The organism is Rossellomorea vietnamensis NBRC 101237 (assembly GCF_001591825.1).
Classification (GTDB): domain Bacteria; phylum Bacillota; class Bacilli; order Bacillales; family Bacillaceae_B; genus Rossellomorea; species Rossellomorea vietnamensis.
Genome location: NZ_BCVQ01000043.1, coordinates 1 through 21,097, shown reverse-complemented (window position 1 = coordinate 21,097; position 21,097 = coordinate 1). Strand labels below are relative to the sequence as shown.

Below are 21,097 nucleotides of genomic sequence, written 5' to 3'. Positions count from 1 at the left end.
AAGAAAAAGGGTTTTAATGATAAAACCTCATTTTCATATGACGAACTATTATTTTATAATCTTTTCCAATTTATCCAACATGTATACATATGGACATAATACCGGAAAATAATATTTTTGCATTTTATAATGTTATCATAGCAGTTAAGCTACGTCAACGGATTTCTTTTACCGATTTCAAGATGTAGTATCCCTTTTTTCTGATGACGATTTCTACATTCGAAAAGATTTTTTCCATTTTCTCCATCGCAGAGGGAGCACCTTGCTTCTTCTGAATAACGACCCATAATTCTCCTCGTTCCGTCAGATGTTCGTAACTACTCTCAAGAATCGAATGAACCGTTTCTTTCCCTGCTCGTATCGGAGGGTTCGTTAAAATAGCGGCAAATCCCTTTTCAACGACATTCGTATACCGGTCACTTTGATAGACTTTAACGTTTTGAACTTTATTTACTCCAGCATTTTCTTTCGCTAAAGATAGAGCCCTCTCGTTTACATCGATCATGTGGACCATCCGATCACCAAAGTCTTTGGCTAAGGATAATCCGACCGGGCCATAACCGCAGCCAACATCAAGTATCGGTCCCTTTACATCAGGTAATTCAAACGATTCAATCAAGGCTCTTGAACCGAAGTCCACTTCCTTTTTCGAGAAGACGCCCTGGTCTGTCTTAAAACGGAATGTCTGTCCCCTTAATTCAAAGGCAATCATACCCGGGTTACTTTCCACATCGGGGTTACGGGAATAATAGTGATTGGTCATTATATCATCTCCATCCATTGATAGATCCGCCCGGTAACCATCTTTTCCAAAATCGGGCAAAGATAGATACCAGACAAGAAAAAAGCCCGCCAAATATAGCGAGCTTTTCATCTATACAATCATTACTTAACTTCTACGCCAGCTCCAACTTCTTCAAGTTTAGCTTTAAGTTCTTCAGCTTCCTCTTTAGAAATACCTTCTTTAAGAGCTTTAGGAGTGTTATCAACCATTTCTTTCGCTTCTTTAAGGCCAAGACCTGTGATTTCACGAACAACTTTGATAACCTTGATTTTTTGAGAACCAGCGCTCTCAAGGATTACGTCGAATTCAGTTTGTTCTGCAGCAGCGTCAGCGCCACCAGCAGCAGCAGCTACAGGTGCAGCAGCAGTTACTCCGAATTCTTCTTCGATTGCTTTAACTAGATCATTTAGTTCAAGAACTGACATTTCTTTAATCGCGTCAATGATTTGCTCTTTACTCATTTTAAATTTCCTCCTTGTGATGTTTGCTTAATTTTTTATTTAAACGACTTGCTTTAGCTTACGCGCCTTGCTCTTCTTTTTGATCTGCAACGGCTTTTGTTGCCAACGCGAAGTTGCGCATTGGTGCTTGTAGCACGCTGAGTAGCATAGAAAGAAGTCCTTCGCGGTTTGGAAGTTCAGCGATTGCTTTAACATCCTCAACTGAAGTGATCGTTCCTTCGATGACACCCGTTTTGATTTCAAGTGCTTCGTGTTCTTTAGCGAAGCTGTTAAGGATCTTTGCAGGTGCAACTACTTCTTCTGAACTGAACGCGATTGCGTTAGGACCAGTTAAGAATTCGTTTAACCCTTCAAGACCAGCTTCTTCTGCTGCACGACGTACCATAGTGTTTTTGTACACTTTGAACTCGATGCCAGCTTCACGAAGTTGTTTACGAAGTTCAGTTACTTCGGAAACGTCTAGGCCACGGTAATCTACAACGATTGTAGATACACTGTTTTTTAGCTTGTCAGAGATTTCTCCAACGATGTGTTTCTTTTGATCTAGAATGCTGCTCATCATTACACCTCCTGTAGATTGACTGATGAACATTTATACCGTCATCCAATAAAAAATGCCCTTATATCAAGGTAGACATAAGGGCATCGCAAACGCGCTATAAGCGGTTATTTTATCGCAATTACCTCGGCAGGACATTAAGCTCATGACGAGCACCTACTGTCTACGGTACAAATGTATTCGTTTTTTAACAACAGAACTAATTATAATCACTAGTCCTCAGTAAGTCAATACCAAATTATGCCTTAACTGCGAAAGTGGAAGGATCGACTTTAACGCCAGGTCCCATTGTAGAAGTTACAGAAACATTTTTCATGTAAGTTCCTTTTGCAGCAGCAGGTTTAACTTTAAGCATTGTTTCATACATTGTAGCAAAGTTTTCAACAAGCTTTTCGTTGTCGAATGAAATCTTTCCAACAGGAACGTGAACGTTACCTGATTTGTCAGCACGGTATTCAACTTTACCAGCTTTGATTTCATTAACAGCTTTCGTTACGTCGAATGTTACTGTTCCAGTTTTAGGGTTTGGCATTAAACCTTTAGGTCCCAATACGCGACCAAGTTTACCAACTTCACCCATCATGTCTGGAGTTGCAACGATTACGTCGAACTCGAACCAACCTTGGTTGATCTTGTTGATCAGTTCTGCATCACCTACGAAATCAGCGCCAGCAGCTTCTGCTTCTTTTGCTTTATCTCCTTTAGCGAATACAAGAACCTTTTGAGTTTTACCAGTTCCATGAGGAAGTACAACTGCTCCACGGATTTGCTGGTCGTTTTTACGAGTATCTACACCTAAGCGGAACGCTACTTCAATCGTTGCGTCAAACTTAGCGAAGTTTGTTTTCTTAACTAGTTCGATTGCTTCTTCCACTGAATAAGCTGTAGTACGATCTACAAGCTTTTGAGCTTCAAGAAACTTTTTACCTTTTTTAGCCATTATAAATTTCCTCCTATATGTGGTTTTAGCGGAATAACCTCCCACGAAATAAGGTTGCGAGTGAAACGTACATTTCATCATCGCAACCTCGTTCAACAGGAACCTCTACTTTAACGAAGCAGGGATTAGTCTTCGATGACGATACCCATGCTGCGTGCAGTTCCTTCTACCATGCGCATAGCTGATTCAACACTAGCTGCATTTAAGTCAGGCATTTTTGTTTCAGCAATTTCACGTACTTTATCGCGTTTAAGTGTTGCCACTTTCTTGCTGTTTGGTTCGCCTGAACCAGACTCGATACCTGCAGCTTTCTTAAGAAGAACAGCAGCGGGTGGAGTTTTTGTGATGAATGTAAATGAACGGTCTTCAAATACCGTGATTTCAACAGGAATGATTAAGCCAGCTTGATCTGCTGTACGAGCATTGAATTCCTTACAGAATCCCATGATGTTAACACCTGCTTGACCTAGTGCAGGACCAACTGGTGGAGCTGGATTAGCTTTACCGGCAGGAATCTGCAATTTAACCATTTTGATAACTTTTTTAGCCACGAGACACACCTCCTTAAGTCCGTGATGTGGTTATTGGGTTTTTCACCCTCCCACTCAAATGTAAAAAATGTCTTTATCAACATAAAGAACGTCTATTAGGTTCAGTATCTCTTTGTGGAGACGCACTGACTTATGAAATAGTACCATTTTTTCAGAATGATTTCAAGTTCTTTTCCATTATAATTTATCAATTTGGGAGAAATCCAGTTCTACCGGGGTATCTCTACCAAACATATTAACGTGTACCTTCACTTTTGCTTTAGCATTGTCAATCTCTTCGATCGAGCCTGTGAAGTTCGCAAACGGACCTTCGTTCACCCTTACTGTTTCTCCTAATTCGAAGTCGATCTCTACCTTTTTCTCTGTCATGCCCATTTGTTTCAGAAGATTTGTTACTTCTTCCGGCAATAATGGTGTAGGTTTTGATCCTGAGCCTGATGAGCCGACGAAACCGGTCACTCCAGGTGTGTTACGGACAACATACCATGAATCATCCGTCATGACGATTTCCACGATCACATAACCGGGGAATACCTTCTTCTTAATTACTTTCTTCTTGCCGTTCTTAAAATCCGTCTCTTCTTCTTCAGGCACGATCACGCGGAAGATCTTATCTTGCATCCCCATCGTTTCAACACGCTTCTCAAGGTTTGCTTTTACCTTATTCTCGTATCCTGAATAAGTATGGACTACATACCAATTCTTCTCCATTTCATAGGACTAAACGTCCGTCCCTCCTCGCTATTTAAGAATACTCATTCGCCTTTTTTCTCCAAATGAAAAAACCCGTAAAAAGATAACGGGCTCTAAGGTCATGTACTCTATTAACATTCATTATACCATGCTTTCATGGTATATATACAACTAATTCTATGTTTCTCTTACTTAGAACCAATGATCAATCGCATAAGTTCTGAGATGCCCAGGTCGATAACAGCAAAGAAAAGGGCAACAAATATCACTGTCGTAATAACCGTGATCGTATAGCGCGTTAACTCTTTACGTTTAGGCCAGCTGACCTTTCTCATTTCCGATGCAACATTGCGAAAGAATTTAAACATCCGTTAGTAACCTCCAACTAATATCAATACGCAAGACTTCTACACTCTATTTAGTCTCTTTGTGTAGGGTATGAGCATTACATGTATTACAGAATTTCTTTAATTCTAATCGAACGGCCTGATTACGGTTTCCCGGCACGGAATAATTCCTGGAACCGCATACCGTACAAGCCAGTATTAGTTTAGTAGTCATATATTCCACCTATACTATACATAGTAAGTCCTATCAAAAATAACACGACCACCAAAATGTGTCAATATGGCTTTACATCGTTATTTCGCGAACTTCCAAGTATCGTTCAAGCTTCCGTTTCACCCGCTGTAATGCATTGTCGATGGATTTCACATGGCGGTTCAGCTCTTCCGATATTTCCTGATAGGACTGCCCGTCCAAATAAAGGGCCAGTACTTTCCTCTCAAGATCGCTTAACAGCTGGGCCATCTTATCCTCCATATTATCGAATTCCTCACGATTGATAATTAGCGCTTCCGGATCCATTACTTTCGCACCTGAAATGACATCTAATAGCGTTCGGTCAGATTCATCATCATAAATGGGTTTATCCAGTGAAACATACGAATTCAGTGGTATATGCTTCTGTCTCGTGGCTGTCTTGATGGCTGTTATGATCTGTCTTGTGATACAAAGCTCTGCAAACGCTTTAAAAGAGGTCAGCTTGTCCTCCTTATAATCACGGATGGCCTTGTATAATCCAATCATACCCTCCTGGACGATATCTTCCTTATCTGCCCCGATTAAAAAATACGAGCGGGCTTTTGCTCTTACGAAATTACGATATTTCCTGATCAAAAAATCGAGCGCTTCGCTGTGACCCTGATGGACGGCTTCTATGATCTCTTCATCATCCATGCCTTCTAATCGACTATCAAATGCTTCTGTCCTGATGATATTGCTCACACGCATCCCCCCGAGCAAAACAATAGATAGAAATATTATACATTACAGAAAATTCAATCGTCAACCTATCATTGTTCCCCACGACGCCATTTTTCGAAAATTTCAGCAACTTCTTCTGATAATTGGATCTTGGAAGCCGGCTGTTTCTCACTCGAATTCCTTACTTTTCTTTCAATCTTTTTTTCAATGACTTCCACCTCGGTCAAGAGCTCCCTCGCTGATTTGCGAAGGGCTCCCTGCCCAAAGATGGCCCATTGTTCTGTGAAATCAGAAGTGGCTACGTGAACCTGCGTTTTGATATTGCTTAATTCAATGGCCAATCTTTCAATTCGTTCATCTGCGGTTTCATTTTCTCTGGTGAAAAGCACTTCCACTTTATAATTTTGATATTTCCGGGCGATCCCCTGTACGTAGTATGCATCAAATACGACAATGACACGGTAGCCCGTATACCCCTGATATTCTGCCATTTGTTCCACCAGGCGGTCTCTCGCTGCGGCTAGGTCCTTATGCTTCAAATCATTCAATTCCGGCCAGGCACCGATTATGTTATAGCCATCCACAAGGAGGATATCCATCTTCCCTATTCTCCCAATGGGTGGCGTTTACGATATACCTCATACATTAAAATACTAGCTGCCACCGAGGCGTTTAGTGATGTCACATGACCGATCATAGGCAACTGAACAAGGAAATCACATTTATCCCGCAAAATACGGCTCATCCCTTTTCCTTCACTTCCGATAATCAAACCGATCGGAAGCGTACCGTCCAGCTGGCGGAAATCCTGCTTCCCCTTCGCATCCGTACCAGCGATCCAAACACCGCGCTCTTTCAATTCATCCACCGCTCTCGACAGATTCGTCACACGTGCGACGGGAATATGTTCAATCGCTCCAGTTGAAGCCTTGGCTACGGTAGAAGTAAGTCCCACTGCTCTTCGCTTTGGGATGATGATCCCATGGGCACCCGCTGCATCAGCCGTCCTCATGATGGATCCCAGGTTATGGGGATCTTCCAGTTCATCCAGGATCAGAATAAAAGGATCCTCCCCTTTTTGTTCTGCCTTTTGAAATAGATCATCCAGTTCAGCATACTGATAAGCAGCAACGGAAGCGACGACCCCTTGATGATTCTCCGATACCATCTGCTCGATTTTCTTCTTCGGGACATACTGGACCATGACATTGGATTCCTTGGCAAGTCCGACGATTTGCTGGATCGAGCCTTTTTGAGAACCTTCCGCTATCCAAATCTTATTGATGTCCCTCCCTGACTTTAACGCTTCTATGACAGGATTTCTTCCTCCGATAAAATCTTTACTCATTTCTGTTCCTCCTTTCCTGCCTGGGCTTGTTCAAAAATGATCTTCAACAGTTCCTCTAATCGATCCGTCCGATTAAGTAAAAACAAATATCCAATAAGAGCCTCAAAAGCAGTGCTGTGTTTATACGTCTGTACATCCGTGTTTTTAGGCGTTGTCCCCGATTTCGCATTCCGGCCGCGCTTGACGATCGATATCTCCTCTTCCGATAAGAGGTCCTGATCGAACAGCGTTCTGAGAATGGCCGCCTGCGCTTTAGCAGACACATACTTCGTCGCAGCCCTGTGCAGTTGATTCGGTTTGATCTTCCCCTTGGTCAACAGGAGCTGCCGTACATATGTTTCATATACAGCATCCCCCATATACGCAAGTGCAAGTGCATTGATTTGTTTCGCATCGATTTGTTCATTTGTCTCGTACAGCATTAAGATCCCCTTTTCCAGCGGGTGCCTTGAGGAGTATCTTCCAGGATGATATCCATATCCTTCAATGTGTCCCGGATTTCATCGGCCAGTTGGAAGTTTCGGTCTTTACGGGCTTGAATGCGCTTTTCGATCATCTCTTCCACTTCTTCGTCCAATATTCCCGCTTCCTGCAACGTCAGACCGAGTACAGAGAAGAAATCTTCAAACTGGTGTAAGAACCCGTCAATGACTTCTGTTGATGTATTTTTCTCCATCAAATAATAGTTCGCTTGTCTCGATAGTTCGAATAGAATGGAAATCGCATTGGCCGTATTGAAATCATCGTCCATATCAGCAATGAATTGAGCTTTCAACTCACGGATTTTGTCCAGCCATTCCTGATTATTGTCCGTTAAGTTTGTACTTGATTCCTTGCGATGCTTCAAGTTCTCATACGCTGTCTTAATCCGGTCCAAAGAAGTCTCTGCATTCTGCAGAAGCTCAAGATTGTAGTTGATCGGATGACGGTAATGAACGGATAGCATGAAGAAACGCAGTACCTGCGGATCTTGTTCTTTAATAATATCGTGCACCAATACGAAATTACCGAGTGATTTCGACATCTTCTCGTTATCGATATTAATATACCCATTGTGCATCCAGTAATTGGCGAATGCCTTACCTGTAAGGGCCTCTGACTGGGCGATTTCATTCTCGTGATGAGGGAAGGTCAGATCCTGTCCCCCGGCGTGGATGTCGATGGTATCTCCCAAATAGCGCTTAGCCATGGCTGAACATTCGATATGCCAGCCTGGACGTCCCTCACCCCACGGGCTCTTCCAGGAAATCTCCCCTTCTTTCGCCGCTTTCCATAAAACGAAATCAAGGGCATCTTCTTTTTTGTCCCCCACATCGATGCGGGCCCCCGCTTTCAGTTCATCGATCGGCTGATGAGACAGCTTACCGTACCCATCGAACTTTCTGGTACGATAATAAACGTCTCCCTGGGATTCATAGGCATAGCCTTTTTCTACAAGGGCTGAGATGAAATCAACAATGGTGTCAATGTTCTCTGTCACTGTCGGATGTACATCGGCTTTCCGGCAACCGAGGGCTCCCGTATCTTCGAAGTAAGCATCGATAAAGCGCTTGGCAATCGTCGGGACGTCTTCTCCCAGTTCCTTGGCCGCTCTAATTAATTTATCGTCCACATCCGTGAAATTAGAGACGAACTGAACATCATATCCCCTGTATTCCAGATAACGTCTCACTGTGTCAAACACGATCGCAGGACGGGCGTTCCCTATATGAATATAGTTATAAACCGTCGGACCGCACACATACATTTTGACCTTACCCTCTTCCAGGGGTTTGAATTCCTCTTTCTGCCTTGTCAGTGTGTTATATAAACGAATCGTCATGATGATCGACTCCTTCCCTCATATTCCCTTAATAATGATTTCAATTCATTCACTTCTATTTCCAGTTGCTTCATTCGGTCGTTCATCGGATCGGGCAGATCACAGTGATTTAGATCCTTCTGTATCTTCACACCGTCCTGAATGACTACCTTACCCGGGATACCGACTACGGTTGAATTGGGCGGAACATCTTTCAGGACAACGGATCCTGCCCCTACCTTAGAATTTTCCCCAACAACGATCGATCCTAATACTTTTGCACCGGTCGCAATCAACGCATTATCCTGGATCGTCGGGTGACGTTTCCCTTTTTCCTTCCCGGTTCCACCGAGGGTGACCCCTTGGAAGAGCGTGACATTGTCTCCGATTTCACACGTCTCTCCTATCACCACACCCATTCCATGATCGATGAAAAAGCGGCGGCCGATCTTGGCTCCGGGGTGAATCTCCACTCCGGTAAAGAAGCGGCTGACCTGTGAAATGACCCGGGCAATGAAAAAGAATTTTCGTTTAAAAAATGCATGGGCAACGCGATGGGCCCAAATGGCATGGAGACCCGAATACGTAAGGATGACCTCCACATAATTCCTCGCAGCCGGATCCTGATCAAACACCACATCTATATCTTCCCTAAAAGACTTAAACATTCGGATCCATCCCCCTTCCTTTTTTTAAAAACTGATAACAATAAAAAAACGCCCCTGTCAATAAACTGACAGAGACGCTTGTAGGCGCGGTTCCACTCTGATTGAGAAGACAAACCTTCTCCAACTCGAATCCTGTTAACGGTAGGAAACCGCCTTTACCTACTTTATTTCAGTAACGGGCTCAGAGGTGCATTTCAGAATCGGAGGGGCTTAAACCACTTTCAGCCGGTGATGGTTCTCTCTACTAAGCATCCTTTTCTTACTTCTCCTCATCAACGCGATATCATTTAACGTGATACTCTTACTATATTACAAACCCTTCAAAATGTTAACCTAAAAGACTTTGAAGACGATGTTTAACTGTATCTTTCCCTAAAAGCTCAATGGCATTCGGCAATTCAGGACCATGTGTCTGGCCTGTAACGGCTACACGGATCGGCATGAACAACTTCTTCCCTTTATGGCCCGTCGATTTCTGGACAGCTTTGATAGAAGATTTGATTTCTGCCGCTTCGTATGTTTCAAGTGCGTCAATTTCATTCAAGAAAGCTTGAAGGACTTCTGGTACTTGCTCTTCTTCGAGTACCGCTTTCGCCTCTTCATCATATTCAAGATCTGTCTTGAAGAACATTTCGGACAGCTCCACGATTTCAGCCCCGAAGCTCATTTGCTCCTGGTATAAAGAAATGACTCTGCTCGCCCACTCGCGCTGTTCATCGGACATGTTCTCATCCAATTTACCCGCACTGATTAAATGAGGGAGGGATAGCTCCACCACTTGAGCCAATTCCAAGTTCTTCATGTACTGATTGTTCATCCATGTAAGCTTCTGATTATCAAACAGGGCAGAAGAAGTGGATAAACGTTCAGGATCAAAGATTTCAATGAACTCATCTTTCGAAAACAGCTCTTCTTCTCCTTTTGGAGACCAGCCGAGTAGTGCGATGAAGTTGAACAACGCTTCTGGAAGATACCCCAATGCTTCGTATTGCTCGATGAATTGAATGATGCTTTCATCCCGCTTACTCAACTTTTTACGGCTTTCATTGACGATCAATGTCATATGTCCGTAAACAGGTGCTTCCCAACCAAGTGCTTCAAAGATCATCAACTGCTTCGGTGTATTGGAAATATGATCTTCTCCGCGAAGAACATGTGTGATTTTCATCAGATAATCATCCACTGCAACGGCAAAGTTATACGTCGGTGTACCGTCTTTTTTCGCAATGACAAAATCACCGATACCATCTGATTCAAATGAGACATCCTCTTTCACGATATCGTTGAAGGAATATACTTTCCCTGCCGGTACACGGAAACGGATGCTCGGCTTGCGGCCTTCTGCTGCCAATTTCTCCTGATCCTCTTTCGTCAGGTTACGGCATTTACCGGAGTAGCGGGGCATTTGACCAGATGCTGATTGTGCTTCACGCTCCGCTTCCAGCTCTTCCTCCGTACAGTAACACTTATACGCCTGTCCGCTTTCCAGCAGCTCATTTAAATACTGCTCATAAATATGATTACGCTCGGATTGACGATAAGGCCCGTATTCACCCGGCTTATCTGTACTTTCATCCCAGTCGATCCCCAACCACTGAAGATACTTGAGCTGACTTTCTTCTCCACCTTCGATATTACGTTTCTTATCCGTGTCTTCAATACGGATGATGAACTTTCCACCTGTGCTGCGGGCGTACAGGTAATTAAATAAAGCGGTTCTTGCATTTCCAATATGTAAATGACCCGTTGGACTCGGGGCATAACGGACGCGTACTTCCTTTGTCATGTATGTTCCTCCTATAATGATTTACTCTTTAAAGTCTAAGACCTATTTTAACACCGTTAAGTACGGGAATAAAGCGAATTTCTCCCCTACTTCTTTTTAATCAATATGGTGGTTTGGGCGGCAATCCCTTCGCCTCTTCCGGTAAAGCCAAGCTTCTCGGAAGTAGTGGCTTTCACGTTCACTTCCCCTATATCCGCTTCCAGTAGCATAGCGATACTTTGTCTCATTTCGTCAATATAAGGAGCCATCTTAGGCTTCTGGGCAATGATCGTGCAATCGATATTTCCTAATTCATAGCCTTCCTTTTTCACAAGGGCCCATACGTGCTGGAGAAGCTTTGCCGAATCAGCATCCTTGAACTCCGGGTCTGTATCAGGAAAATGCTTCCCGATATCCCCGGCCGCAATGGCACCCAGACACGCATCCGCTACAGCATGTAACAGGACATCTGCATCAGAGTGCCCCAATAATCCCTTTTCATACGGAATCGTAATCCCCCCCATGATAAGGGGTCTCCCTTCCACTAACTGATGAACATCAAATCCTTGTCCGATCCTAAACATGTTTCTCTCCTCCACTCATTTCCTCTCGCTTCTTCAAAATCGCCTCGGCAAAATATAAATCCTCAGGGGTTGTCAGTTTAATATTGTCATAATCACTTTCAACGACAGCGACCTCAACATCAGACCTTTCCACCAGTGAAGCATCATCTGTACCGAGGAAACCCTCTTGATCGGCTTCTTTATGTGCCTGTGTTAAAACGGAAACGCGAAAAGCTTGTGGGGTCTGAACCATCCACAAGCTTGAGCGTTCAATCGTTTCCTCGACTTCGCCATCCAGTACTTTCTTGATCGTATCTTTAACAGGAACCGCCGCAATGGCAGCCCCTGTTGAATATGTCTTCTCGACTAATTGGTGAATCGTGGATTCTTTAATAAATGGTCTTGCTCCGTCATGTACCAGAACAATCTCATGATCAACCTCAAGCAATGCATTGTATACACTATGCTGTCTTTCTTCTCCACCATCGACAAGCTTCACGACCTTCTTGATGCCGTAGCGCTCCAAGAGTCCTTGAAACACTTGTCGCTCTGAAGGATGGATGGCTAAATAGATTCCCTTACAAAGGATGTCATGCTCGAACACACGCAATGTATGAATGATGACAGGACAGCTATTCAACTCAAGGAGCAGTTTGTTTTTGCCCGCTTTCATCCGTTTTCCCTGCCCTGCAGCCGGAATGACCACTTCATATTCCATAATATAACTCCTTTAACACACAAGTAATACTATTCATTATACCTTACTGCATCAATGGAGTCAGGCTGCAAACCGTTTTCTTACAGTGCTTTTTCCAGTTGCTTCGGCTTCGCAAAGATCATCCTGCCTGCAGATGTCTGAAGAACGGATGTGACCAGGACATCGATATACTTACCGATGTAATTACGCCCTTCTTCCACGACGATCATCGTACCATCATCCAGGTAAGCAATTCCCTGGTTATGCTCCTTACCGTCTTTGATGACCTGTACCTTCAATTCTTCTCCAGGAAGAACAACCGGCTTGACGGCGTTGGCCAGATCATTGATGTTCAATACTTGTACTCCTTGAAGGTCACATACTTTATTCAGGTTGAAATCATTCGTTACAACGATACCATTCGTAAGCTTCGCTAATTTCACAAGCTTCGAATCCACTTCCTGAATTTCCTCGAAGTCCCCTTCATAAATCTGGACCTCAACAGGAAGCTCTTTTTGGATGCGGTTTAAAATATCCAGACCCCGGCGTCCGCGATTTCGTTTTAATACATCGGAAGAGTCGGCAATATGCTGGAGCTCTTCCAGTACGAATTGCGGAATCACCACGATTCCTTCTAAAAATCCTGTTTGACAGATATCCGCGATACGGCCGTCAATGATCACACTCGTATCCAATATCTTAAGGGTCTTCACACCCTCTTCATCCAAATCCTCTTCCGACCCTTTTTTCTTACCTCGATTTGCCGTGCCGAATAGATTGACCAATTCGTCCCTTTTCTTAAATCCAACCTGGAACCCTAAGTATCCAAGAAGCAATGTTAATAGAATGGGAATCACTGTATTGACGATCGGAATCTCCATTTGATTGAAGGGGATCCCAAACAAATACGCAACAAATAAACCGATAATCAGGCCCAAACTGCCAAATAACAAATCCGTTACCGGTGCCTTTACCAAGCTATCTTCAAACCACTTGACGAAATTGACGACATACTCGACTGCCCAAAACGTAAGAATATAAAAAATGATGGCACCAAATATAGCAGTCATATAAGGGTTATTAATTAAAGGAATGTCCGATAGATTTATGACGGTAAATAATTCGGGAAGTAGAAATATCCCTAGTGTTCCCCCGACAATGAGGAAGCACGCTTGAACGATTCTTTTTAACATTCCCTCACCTCCTCCTACTCATTATAAACAATTTACTATTTTTGAAACGTCTAAGGCCTTGAAAATTTGAATTTAATACAACGGATACGATTTTGATACACGTATCCCAGCTTACTAGCTTCCTTACATGAAGGCTAACACGTCTAAATCGAACTGTCAATTTTTTGAAAATGATACAATTATCCCATTTCTGCCATATATAGGCCTCTCTGCCTACAGCTGTCGATCTGCAAATGTCTGTTCCTTGATCAGTTTTAACCCCTCTTTGATTTTCCTTGCCCTTACTTCACCGATCCCTTCGACTTCATCCAAATCATCGACTGAAGCCCTCACTACATGGTGGAGGGTTTCAAATCTCGTGATAAGATTTTCAATGATGACAATCGGCAGACGGGGGATCTTATTCAACACGCGGTATCCTCGGGGATAAATCGCATCATCATGGTGGACATAACCGTGGTATCCCAGTAATTTTAATAAGACATTATCCTCTAACACTTCAGAGTGAACAAGCTCCTGGAATTTATAGAGAAGTTCGAACGGTTTGATATTCCTTTCCTGGGAATAGTCCCTGATGATGAGCATCGCCTCATCCTCAATATCCGCCAACAGTTCATTCATCTGAAGGCGGATCAATCTGCCCTCGACACCGAGCTCGCTGAGATACGTCAATAGCTCATTCTTGATCCTGAGAACCATCTCGAAGCGGTGAAGAACCTGCAGTAAGTCGCTTTGGGTGACAAGCTCCTCAAACTCGAGCACGGATAAATTAGAAATGCTTTGATCGAGAACCACCTTATATTTCTCCAAGGTTTGGATCGCCTGGTTGGCTTTCGTCAAGATGACAGAGATGTCCTTTAGTGCATATCGGAAATTCCCTTGATACAGGGTGATGACGTTTCTCCGTTGAGAGATGGCAATGACAAGGGCATTTGTTTGCCTCGCAACCCGCTCTGCCGTCCGATGTCTCATACCCGTTTCCGTGGAAGGCACGTACACATCGGGAGCCAACTGTGCATTCGCCAAAATGATCTTCGTTCCCGCTTCATTCAGGATGATGGCCCCATCCATCTTGGCCAGTTCATACAGATAGCTGGGAGAGAATGCACAATTGATATGAAAGCCCCCGTCCAGAACAGACTTCACCTTATCATTGTATCCAACAACAATAAGTCCCCCCGTATTGGCTCTCAGCACATTATCAATGCCGTCCCTGATCGGGGCACCCGGAGCAACAAATTGCAGTATATCCGACATGGACTTATCTCTTGCCTTCTTATCTTCCATTTCTTATCCTCCTAAGATAATTGAGAGTGCTTCATTGATATTCGATACCCCTTTGATCTCTATATCAGAAGGAGGCTGCCATCCGCTTAAGTTATTCTGGGGAATAATCACTCTCTTAAACCCTAACTTGGCTGCTTCCTGTACGCGCTGCTCAATTCTTGATACCCTTCTGATCTCACCTGTTAAACCGACTTCACCGATAATGCAATCATGGGCACTGGACGCCCTGTCACGAAAACTGGAAGCGATACTTGCAGCAACGGCTAAATCAATCGCCGGTTCATCCAGTTTCACCCCGCCAGCCACTTTCAGATACGCATCCTGCTGCTGCAAAAGCATGCCTGCCCGCTTTTCCAACACAGCCATGATCAGTGAAACCCGGCTATGATCAATCCCTGTTGCCATCCTTCGGGGGTTGTTAAAACTGGTTGGGGTCACAAGAGCTTGAATCTCCACCAGAACCGGCCTCGTTCCTTCCATCGAGGCAACGACCGTTGAACCCGCCGCACCTTGTGAGCGCTCTTCCAGGAATATCTCAGATGGATTGGCCACTTCCTCAAGGCCCAATTCCTTCATTTCAAAAATCCCCATCTCATTCGTAGATCCGAAACGGTTCTTCACCGCTCTTAAAATACGATAGGAGTGGTGACGTTCCCCTTCAAAATACAGTACGGTATCGACCATGTGCTCCAATAATCTAGGTCCTGCAATCGAGCCTTCCTTGGTAACATGCCCTACAATAAAGATGGCAATGCCCTTTGTTTTCCCGATTCTCATCAGTTCTGCCGTACACTCCCTTACCTGGGAGACACTTCCGGGAGCAGACGTCACGTCAGGATGAAAGACCGTCTGAATCGAGTCGATGATGACGAAATCCGGTGAGATTTGCTCAATCGTTTGATGAATCAGCTCAAGATTTGTTTCCGCAAATATATATAAATCATCTGATTTCACATGCAGTCGATCTGCCCGCAGCTTGGTTTGCTTGATGGACTCCTCCCCGGAGATGTATAAAACCTTCTGCTTTTGATCAGCAAGCTGGGCCGAAACCTGCAGCAATAAAGTGGATTTTCCGATCCCCGGGTCTCCACCAATCAATATCAGCGACCCTGGTACTACTCCTCCCCCAAGCACCCGGTTCAACTCTTTCGACTCGGTCAATACCCTGGGCTCCTGCTTCGTTTCAATGGAGATTAGCTTCTCTGCTTTAGATGGACCGGTATTTTCTGAGTGCATAAACGACGTCCGGGGTTTCTTCCCTGTCATTTCAACCTCTTCCACCATCGTATTCCACTCGTTACACCCCGGACATTTCCCCATCCACTTAGCAGACTCATATCCACAAGATGAACACACAAACTTAGTCTTTTTCTTTGCCAATCTATTCTTCCCCTCTTTTACTCTATTTGTACTCGTACCCATTCAGGATAATACCATTTGGAATGATTGTAGCGGTTTTATGTAACAGATTCAATCGAAAAGCAGAGGTGGCTTGCCCAGAGGCGACAAGCATAAGGCGGGTTACCCGGAAAGGCGTCTTTTTGCCTTTTTGGGTAACTTGACTTATGACCTCGAGCCTCTAGCCACCGGAGCTAGACAATCGAAAAGCGGAGGTAACCATTATGATAAAAGAGGTACACGAAAAACATATACGTGTACCTCTTCATCATCCTTGCTATTATGTCGGTGTATTGGCCGCTTCCTCTTCTTTAACCTTTACAACAAATTCACTATCTTCTACGTCGATCAAAATATTCTGTCCTGTCAGCACTTTTCCTCTTAACAATTCTTCCGACAGTTTATCCTCAACATATTTCTGGATAGCGCGACGGAGAGGTCGTGCACCGTATTCAGGATCGAATCCTTCATCTGCTATCTTCTCTTTAGCAGCAGGTGAAAGCTCTAAATGAATATCCTGCTCTTTCAAGCGGGTTGTCAATTGGTTCGACATCAATGTCACAATCTCTTTCAAGTGGTCTTTTTCAAGTGAATGGAACACGATGATTTCATCGATACGGTTAAGGAACTCAGGTCGGAAAGCACGTTTCAGCTCTTCCATGACCTTTCCTTTCATATCTTTGTAATCCTGTTTCCCGTCCTGAATATTGAACCCTACGTATTTATTGCTCTTAAGGGACTGTGCACCTACGTTTGAAGTCATGATCAGGACTGTATTCCTGAAGTCTACCGTTCTTCCTTTAGAGTCTGTTAAACGGCCATCCTCCAGAACTTGAAGGAGAATATTGAATACATCCGGATGTGCTTTTTCAATTTCATCTAAAAGAACGACCGAATATGGCTTGCGGCGAACCTTTTCCGTTAACTGACCGCCTTCCTCATATCCCACATATCCTGGAGGAGAACCGACCAAACGGGAGGTCGAATGCTTTTCCATGTACTCGGACATATCAATGCGGATCATCGCATCTTCATCACCGAACATGGACTCTGCAAGTGCCCGTGCCAATTCCGTTTTCCCGACTCCTGTAGGTCCTAAGAAAATGAAGGAACCAATCGGACGCTTCGGATCTTTCAAGCCGGCACGTGCACGGCGCACGGCTTTCGAAACCGCAACGACTGCTTCTGATTGCCCGATGACTCTGGAATGAAGGATTTCCTCTAATTTGAGTAAGCGATCCGTTTCCGTTTGAGCCAATTTCGATACCGGTACTCCCGTCCAGTTCGAAACAACCTTCGCAATATCCTCAACAGTTACTTCTGTATTTTCCTGCCCCTGCTTTTCTTTCCATGTGTTCTTTGTTTCTTCCAGCTCTTCACGAAGCTTTTGCTCAGAATCTCTTAGGGAAGCTGCTTTTTCAAATTCCTGGCTTTGAACCGCTGCATCCTTCTCTTTGCGGATTTCTTCCAGCTTTGCTTCAAGCTCTTTCAAGTTTGGCGGCGTCGTATAAGAACGTAAGCGCACCTTGGAACCTGCTTCATCAATTAAATCGATGGCCTTATCCGGTAGGAAGCGGTCTGAAATATAGCGATCAGAAAGCTTCACTGCAGCATCGATCGCTTCATCCGTAATCGACACGCGGTGATGAGCCTCATAACGATCACGTAATCCTTTAAGGATCTGAATGGACTCTGCTGCCGTTGGCTCATTGACTTGAATTGGTTGGAAACGGCGCTCAAGCGCTGCATCCTTTTCAATATATTTACGGTACTCATCTAATGTCGTGGCACCGATACACTGCAATTCCCCACGTGCCAGGGATGGTTTTAAGATGTTGGAGGCATCAATCGCCCCTTCAGCCCCTCCTGCTCCGATTAACGTATGGAGCTCATCGATGAAGAGGATGATGTTACCCGCCTGACGGATTTCATCCATGACCTTCTTCAGTCGGTCCTCGAATTCCCCGCGGTATTTCGTACCGGCTACAACCGTACCCATATCAAGGGTCATCACGCGTTTGTCGCGCAGGATTTCAGGCACTTCATTGGCGATGATCTGTTGTGCGAGGCCTTCTGCGATTGCAGTCTTACCTACTCCGGGCTCACCGATCAACACCGGGTTGTTTTTCGTACGACGACTCAGCACTTCAATGACGCGCTGAATTTCCTTGCTTCGACCAATGACCGGATCTAAGCTGCCTTCACGGGCAATGGCTGTCAAATCACGGGCTAAGCTGTCAAGTGTAGGTGTATTGGCATTGGCGTTGCCTCCACCCTGATGGTTGCTTGAATCATTGCTTCCTAGCAACTGCAGTACCTGCTGTCTCGCTTTATTCAAGCTGACACCCAGATTACCAAGCACCCGGGCAGCCACTCCTTCACCCTCTCGGATCAACCCCAGTAAAATATGTTCCGTTCCAACATATGAGTGACCCAGCTTACGGGCCTCATCCATGGAAAGTTCAATCACTTTCTTCGCACGAGGTGTGTAATGGATCGTTTGAGATTTCTCGGTTCCTTTTCCGATCAACCCTTCAACTTCCTTCTGGATCTTTTCAGGGCTCAGTCCCAATGCCGTAAGTGCCTTGGCAGCGATTCCTTCACCTTCGCGGACAAGTCCTAATAAAATATGTTCAGTACCAATATTACTGTGCGACAAACGAATCGCTTCTTCTTGAGCTAATGCCAGTACTTTTTGGGCTCTTTCTGTAAATCGACCAAACATCATATTATTTTTCCTCCTCACATGTATCTTTATCTAACTTAATTCGCTCCCGAATCAAAGAAGACCTTCTTATATCTCGTTCATTTGGTCTCAGTGGACCTCCAGAATATTGTTGTAAAAAACCAGGTTGGGTTAAAATCATTAGTTCATTCAATATATTCTTAGATATCACTTTGATGTATCCTAAATCAATTCCAAGCCTGACATCCGATAAACATTTCGCAGCTTCCTTGGACTCAATGATTCTGCTATGCTCCAGCACCCCTAGAGAACGGAAGATCCTATCCTCTAATTGTATGTTTGACGTTTGAACTAATGCGTCCCTTGCCGATTGCTCTTTCTCGATGATCTGCTTCACAACGCTTAACAAATCTTCTACGATATCTTCTTCCGACTTGCCAAGTGTCGTTTGATTGGAGATCTGAAAGATGTTCCCCAGCGCTTCGCTGCCTTCTCCGTAAATCCCTCTCACCACTAATCCCAGTTGATTAATCGCGGGAATGATACGGTTTAACTGCTGCGTCAACACCAGTCCCGGCAAGTGCATCATGACGGAAGCCCTGAGCCCCGTCCCCACGTTGGTAGGACAAGTCGTTAAGTAGCCATGCTTCTCATCAAACGCAAAGTCAAATTCACTTTCAAACCAATCGTCGATCTGATTGGCTTTCTGTAAAGCTTCCTTCAATTGCAGACCTGGATATAAACACTGTATTCGAATATGGTCCTCTTCGTTTACCATTATGCTAATATCTTCCTCACTTGATAAAAGGACAGCTCCGTAATTCGTTTCCTCTGCCAGATTAGGACTTATGAGGTGTTTCTCCATTAATACCCTCTTTTGGAGAGGCTGAATCTCACTTGTAGGTAAAAATTCTAATTCTCCTAAATTCTTCGGGTATGATGTGAGCTTATCCCTTACCCGATCCACGATTTCCCTGGCTTCCTCTGAAGAATAAAGAGTGGAAAAACGGAAGTCTGTCAGATTCCTCGCAAGCCTCACCCTGGAGCTGAGGACAATATCCGAATTCGGTCCCTCTTCACTCATCCAGGAACTGACGGCATTACTCAAGAACTTCTCAAGACTCATTCTTTATCGCCTCCCTCTTTCTTTATCTCCTTTTCCAGGGAGCGGATTTCGTCTCGGATCTCGGCTGCTTTCTCAAACTCTTCATCCGCAATCATGGTTTGCAATTCAGACTTCAACTGCAATACCTTCTTTTTCACATGGATGGCTCCGCCCATACGCTCCGGAACCTTACCGTGATGCTCGACATTCCCATTATGAACACGCTTTAATAATGGAGTGAGTTCTTCTTTAAACGTCTCATAACAATGGGCACAGCCAAAGCGTCCCACATTAATGAACTGATGAATCGTCATTTTACATTTTTTACACTGTAAAACTTCTGTCTTAGGAATCTCGGTTTCCTTTGCCTGCTTAAATGCAGGAGCTATATTAAGAAGACCTGCCAATAGATTGTTCACAGAGAAGCCGGGAGAAGAATCAAACATAAACATCTCACCCTTATCCTGAGCGCATTGCTCACATAAGTGAACCTCTGTCTTTTCCCCGTTTACCACCTTGGTAAAATGAAGGGTCGCAGGTCTTTCATTACACTCTTGACAAACCATCCCATTCACCTCTTTAACCCTTACTCATACTTCAATGTATCCAGCATGGCTCTAAGCATTCTTCCTCTCAGGATATCCCGTTCCGGTAATTCGACCATGATGACCGATCGATCCATCACACTCAGCATGATCTTGGCTTCTCTTTCGGAAATGATCTCTTCTTCCACTAACCGAAAAACAATATCCGCTGCCGTATTCTGACTGATTGTTTGTGTAATCAATGCCACTAGCTGGTCGATCAAGTGAACCTGATCGTGGGCCTTCACCTTCATGATCCGGATGTATCCACCGCCGCCACGTTTACTTTCTACTACATACCCTCGTTCTACAGTAAAGCGGGTATTAATTACATAATTAATTTGAGAAGGAACACATTGAAACTTATCAGCGATCTCGCTTCTTTTAATCTCGACTATCTCACTTTCACTCAGTTCTAACACATTCTTTAAATAATTTTCAATGATGTCGGATATGTTCCTCATCAAACCTCCTCCTCATTTTGACTTTGACTATATTTGACTATAATTATACAACCGTGTTTTAAACTTTGCAATTATGAAGTTTGACCTTAGAAGTTTTCCTGTTTAAGGAAGGTTTTAAACGTGTGAATGTGAGATTGTTGGATATAAATTTGGAAATGGGGCACTGCGTAGGAGAGAAGTTTCAGGGTGGGGTGCCGTTGTGAGTGGGTTTTGTAGTAGTGGCGATTGGTAATATACCTATGTTCTTTGAACAAATTTAATTAAAACCAAAAAAAAAGTAACTT

Annotated in this window: 24 protein-coding genes and 2 other annotated features; all 24 genes read right to left on the bottom strand. The window is 44.1% G+C overall.

Going from position 1 to position 21,097, the window contains the following annotated elements:
* Nucleotides 1-154: 154 nt before the first annotated feature.
* Nucleotides 155-763 carry a class I SAM-dependent methyltransferase gene (locus tag BVI01S_RS17420; protein WP_061811079.1) on the bottom strand — a complete coding sequence of 203 codons (609 nt, stop codon included), beginning with the start codon at nucleotides 761-763 and terminating at the stop codon, nucleotides 155-157.
* A gap of 122 nt (nucleotides 764-885) precedes the next feature.
* The gene (gene rplL, locus BVI01S_RS17415; protein WP_034766003.1) at nucleotides 886-1,245 is read right to left on the bottom strand and encodes a 50S ribosomal protein L7/L12; all 360 of its coding nucleotides are present in this window, start codon (nucleotides 1,243-1,245) and stop codon (nucleotides 886-888) included.
* Nucleotides 1,246-1,303: 58 nt separating this feature from the next.
* Nucleotides 1,304-1,804, bottom strand: a complete 501-nt coding sequence (rplJ, locus tag BVI01S_RS17410) for a 50S ribosomal protein L10 (protein WP_034766005.1) — start codon at nucleotides 1,802-1,804, stop codon at nucleotides 1,304-1,306.
* A gap of 42 nt (nucleotides 1,805-1,846) precedes the next feature.
* Nucleotides 1,847-1,991, bottom strand: a sequence feature (ribosomal protein L10 leader region).
* 51 nt (nucleotides 1,992-2,042) lie between these two features.
* On the bottom strand, nucleotides 2,043-2,744 hold the full coding sequence (rplA, locus tag BVI01S_RS17405; RefSeq protein ID WP_034766007.1) for a 50S ribosomal protein L1: 702 nt from the start codon (nucleotides 2,742-2,744) through the stop codon (nucleotides 2,043-2,045).
* A 125-nt stretch (nucleotides 2,745-2,869) separates the two neighbouring features.
* Nucleotides 2,870-3,295, bottom strand: coding sequence for a 50S ribosomal protein L11 (rplK, locus tag BVI01S_RS17400; RefSeq protein WP_032085258.1), 426 nt, complete (start codon nucleotides 3,293-3,295; stop codon nucleotides 2,870-2,872).
* A gap of 177 nt (nucleotides 3,296-3,472) precedes the next feature.
* On the bottom strand, nucleotides 3,473-4,006 hold the full coding sequence (gene nusG / locus BVI01S_RS17395; protein ID WP_034766009.1) for a transcription termination/antitermination protein NusG: 534 nt from the start codon (nucleotides 4,004-4,006) through the stop codon (nucleotides 3,473-3,475).
* Nucleotides 4,007-4,176: 170 nt separating this feature from the next.
* Complete coding sequence (gene secE / locus BVI01S_RS17390) at nucleotides 4,177-4,356, bottom strand: preprotein translocase subunit SecE (protein WP_034766010.1); 180 nt, start codon at nucleotides 4,354-4,356, stop codon at nucleotides 4,177-4,179.
* 46 nt (nucleotides 4,357-4,402) lie between these two features.
* Complete coding sequence (gene rpmG / locus BVI01S_RS22255; RefSeq protein ID WP_079534455.1) at nucleotides 4,403-4,549, bottom strand: 50S ribosomal protein L33; 147 nt, start codon at nucleotides 4,547-4,549, stop codon at nucleotides 4,403-4,405.
* Between the two features lie 72 nt (nucleotides 4,550-4,621).
* Nucleotides 4,622-5,281, bottom strand: coding sequence for an RNA polymerase sporulation sigma factor SigH (gene sigH, locus BVI01S_RS17385; RefSeq protein ID WP_094075237.1), 660 nt, complete (start codon nucleotides 5,279-5,281; stop codon nucleotides 4,622-4,624).
* 62 nt (nucleotides 5,282-5,343) lie between these two features.
* The gene (locus BVI01S_RS17380) at nucleotides 5,344-5,853 is read right to left on the bottom strand and encodes an NYN domain-containing protein (protein WP_061811078.1); all 510 of its coding nucleotides are present in this window, start codon (nucleotides 5,851-5,853) and stop codon (nucleotides 5,344-5,346) included.
* Between the two features lie 5 nt (nucleotides 5,854-5,858).
* Entirely contained in the window at nucleotides 5,859-6,602 is a 744-nt protein-coding gene (gene rlmB / locus BVI01S_RS17375; protein WP_034766014.1) for a 23S rRNA (guanosine(2251)-2'-O)-methyltransferase RlmB, read from the bottom strand.
* Nucleotides 6,599-7,024, bottom strand: coding sequence for a Mini-ribonuclease 3 (locus BVI01S_RS17370; RefSeq protein WP_034766015.1), 426 nt, complete (start codon nucleotides 7,022-7,024; stop codon nucleotides 6,599-6,601). Before BVI01S_RS17370 ends, rlmB begins: the two co-directional genes overlap by 4 nt.
* Nucleotides 7,024-8,424, bottom strand: coding sequence for a cysteine--tRNA ligase (gene cysS / locus BVI01S_RS17365; protein ID WP_034766016.1), 1,401 nt, complete (start codon nucleotides 8,422-8,424; stop codon nucleotides 7,024-7,026). The genes BVI01S_RS17370 and cysS overlap by 1 nt, the downstream gene beginning before the upstream one ends.
* Nucleotides 8,421-9,071: a serine O-acetyltransferase gene (gene cysE, locus BVI01S_RS17360; RefSeq protein WP_061811077.1), complete on the bottom strand. Its 651-nt coding sequence runs from the start codon at nucleotides 9,069-9,071 to the stop codon at nucleotides 8,421-8,423. The genes cysS and cysE overlap by 4 nt, the downstream gene beginning before the upstream one ends.
* Nucleotides 9,072-9,138: 67 nt before the next feature.
* Nucleotides 9,139-9,356: a binding site (T-box leader), on the bottom strand.
* Nucleotides 9,357-9,399: 43 nt separating this feature from the next.
* Nucleotides 9,400-10,857, bottom strand: a complete 1,458-nt coding sequence (gene gltX / locus BVI01S_RS17355) for a glutamate--tRNA ligase (RefSeq protein WP_061811076.1) — start codon at nucleotides 10,855-10,857, stop codon at nucleotides 9,400-9,402.
* A gap of 86 nt (nucleotides 10,858-10,943) precedes the next feature.
* Nucleotides 10,944-11,420, bottom strand: coding sequence for a 2-C-methyl-D-erythritol 2,4-cyclodiphosphate synthase (gene ispF, locus BVI01S_RS17350; protein WP_061811075.1), 477 nt, complete (start codon nucleotides 11,418-11,420; stop codon nucleotides 10,944-10,946).
* Nucleotides 11,413-12,117 (bottom strand): 2-C-methyl-D-erythritol 4-phosphate cytidylyltransferase, encoded by a 705-nt coding sequence (gene ispD, locus BVI01S_RS17345; protein WP_061811074.1) that lies wholly within the window; start codon nucleotides 12,115-12,117, stop codon nucleotides 11,413-11,415. Before ispD ends, ispF begins: the two co-directional genes overlap by 8 nt.
* Nucleotides 12,118-12,197: 80 nt before the next feature.
* The gene (locus BVI01S_RS17340) at nucleotides 12,198-13,289 is read right to left on the bottom strand and encodes a PIN/TRAM domain-containing protein (RefSeq protein WP_060674161.1); all 1,092 of its coding nucleotides are present in this window, start codon (nucleotides 13,287-13,289) and stop codon (nucleotides 12,198-12,200) included.
* A 213-nt stretch (nucleotides 13,290-13,502) separates the two neighbouring features.
* Complete coding sequence (disA, locus tag BVI01S_RS17335) at nucleotides 13,503-14,576, bottom strand: DNA integrity scanning diadenylate cyclase DisA (RefSeq protein ID WP_034766024.1); 1,074 nt, start codon at nucleotides 14,574-14,576, stop codon at nucleotides 13,503-13,505.
* 3 nt (nucleotides 14,577-14,579) lie between these two features.
* On the bottom strand, nucleotides 14,580-15,956 hold the full coding sequence (radA, locus tag BVI01S_RS17330) for a DNA repair protein RadA (protein WP_061811073.1): 1,377 nt from the start codon (nucleotides 15,954-15,956) through the stop codon (nucleotides 14,580-14,582).
* Between the two features lie 298 nt (nucleotides 15,957-16,254).
* Entirely contained in the window at nucleotides 16,255-18,702 is a 2,448-nt protein-coding gene (gene clpC / locus BVI01S_RS17325) for an ATP-dependent protease ATP-binding subunit ClpC (protein ID WP_061811072.1), read from the bottom strand.
* Between the two features lies 1 nt (nucleotide 18,703).
* The gene (gene mcsB / locus BVI01S_RS17320) at nucleotides 18,704-19,786 is read right to left on the bottom strand and encodes a protein-arginine kinase McsB (RefSeq protein WP_034766030.1); all 1,083 of its coding nucleotides are present in this window, start codon (nucleotides 19,784-19,786) and stop codon (nucleotides 18,704-18,706) included.
* Complete coding sequence (gene mcsA / locus BVI01S_RS17315) at nucleotides 19,783-20,331, bottom strand: protein-arginine kinase activator protein McsA (RefSeq protein WP_034766032.1); 549 nt, start codon at nucleotides 20,329-20,331, stop codon at nucleotides 19,783-19,785. The genes mcsB and mcsA overlap by 4 nt, the downstream gene beginning before the upstream one ends.
* A 20-nt stretch (nucleotides 20,332-20,351) precedes the next feature.
* Nucleotides 20,352-20,813 carry a CtsR family transcriptional regulator gene (locus tag BVI01S_RS17310; RefSeq protein ID WP_034766034.1) on the bottom strand — a complete coding sequence of 154 codons (462 nt, stop codon included), beginning with the start codon at nucleotides 20,811-20,813 and terminating at the stop codon, nucleotides 20,352-20,354.
* Between the last annotated feature and the right edge of the window lie 284 nt (nucleotides 20,814-21,097).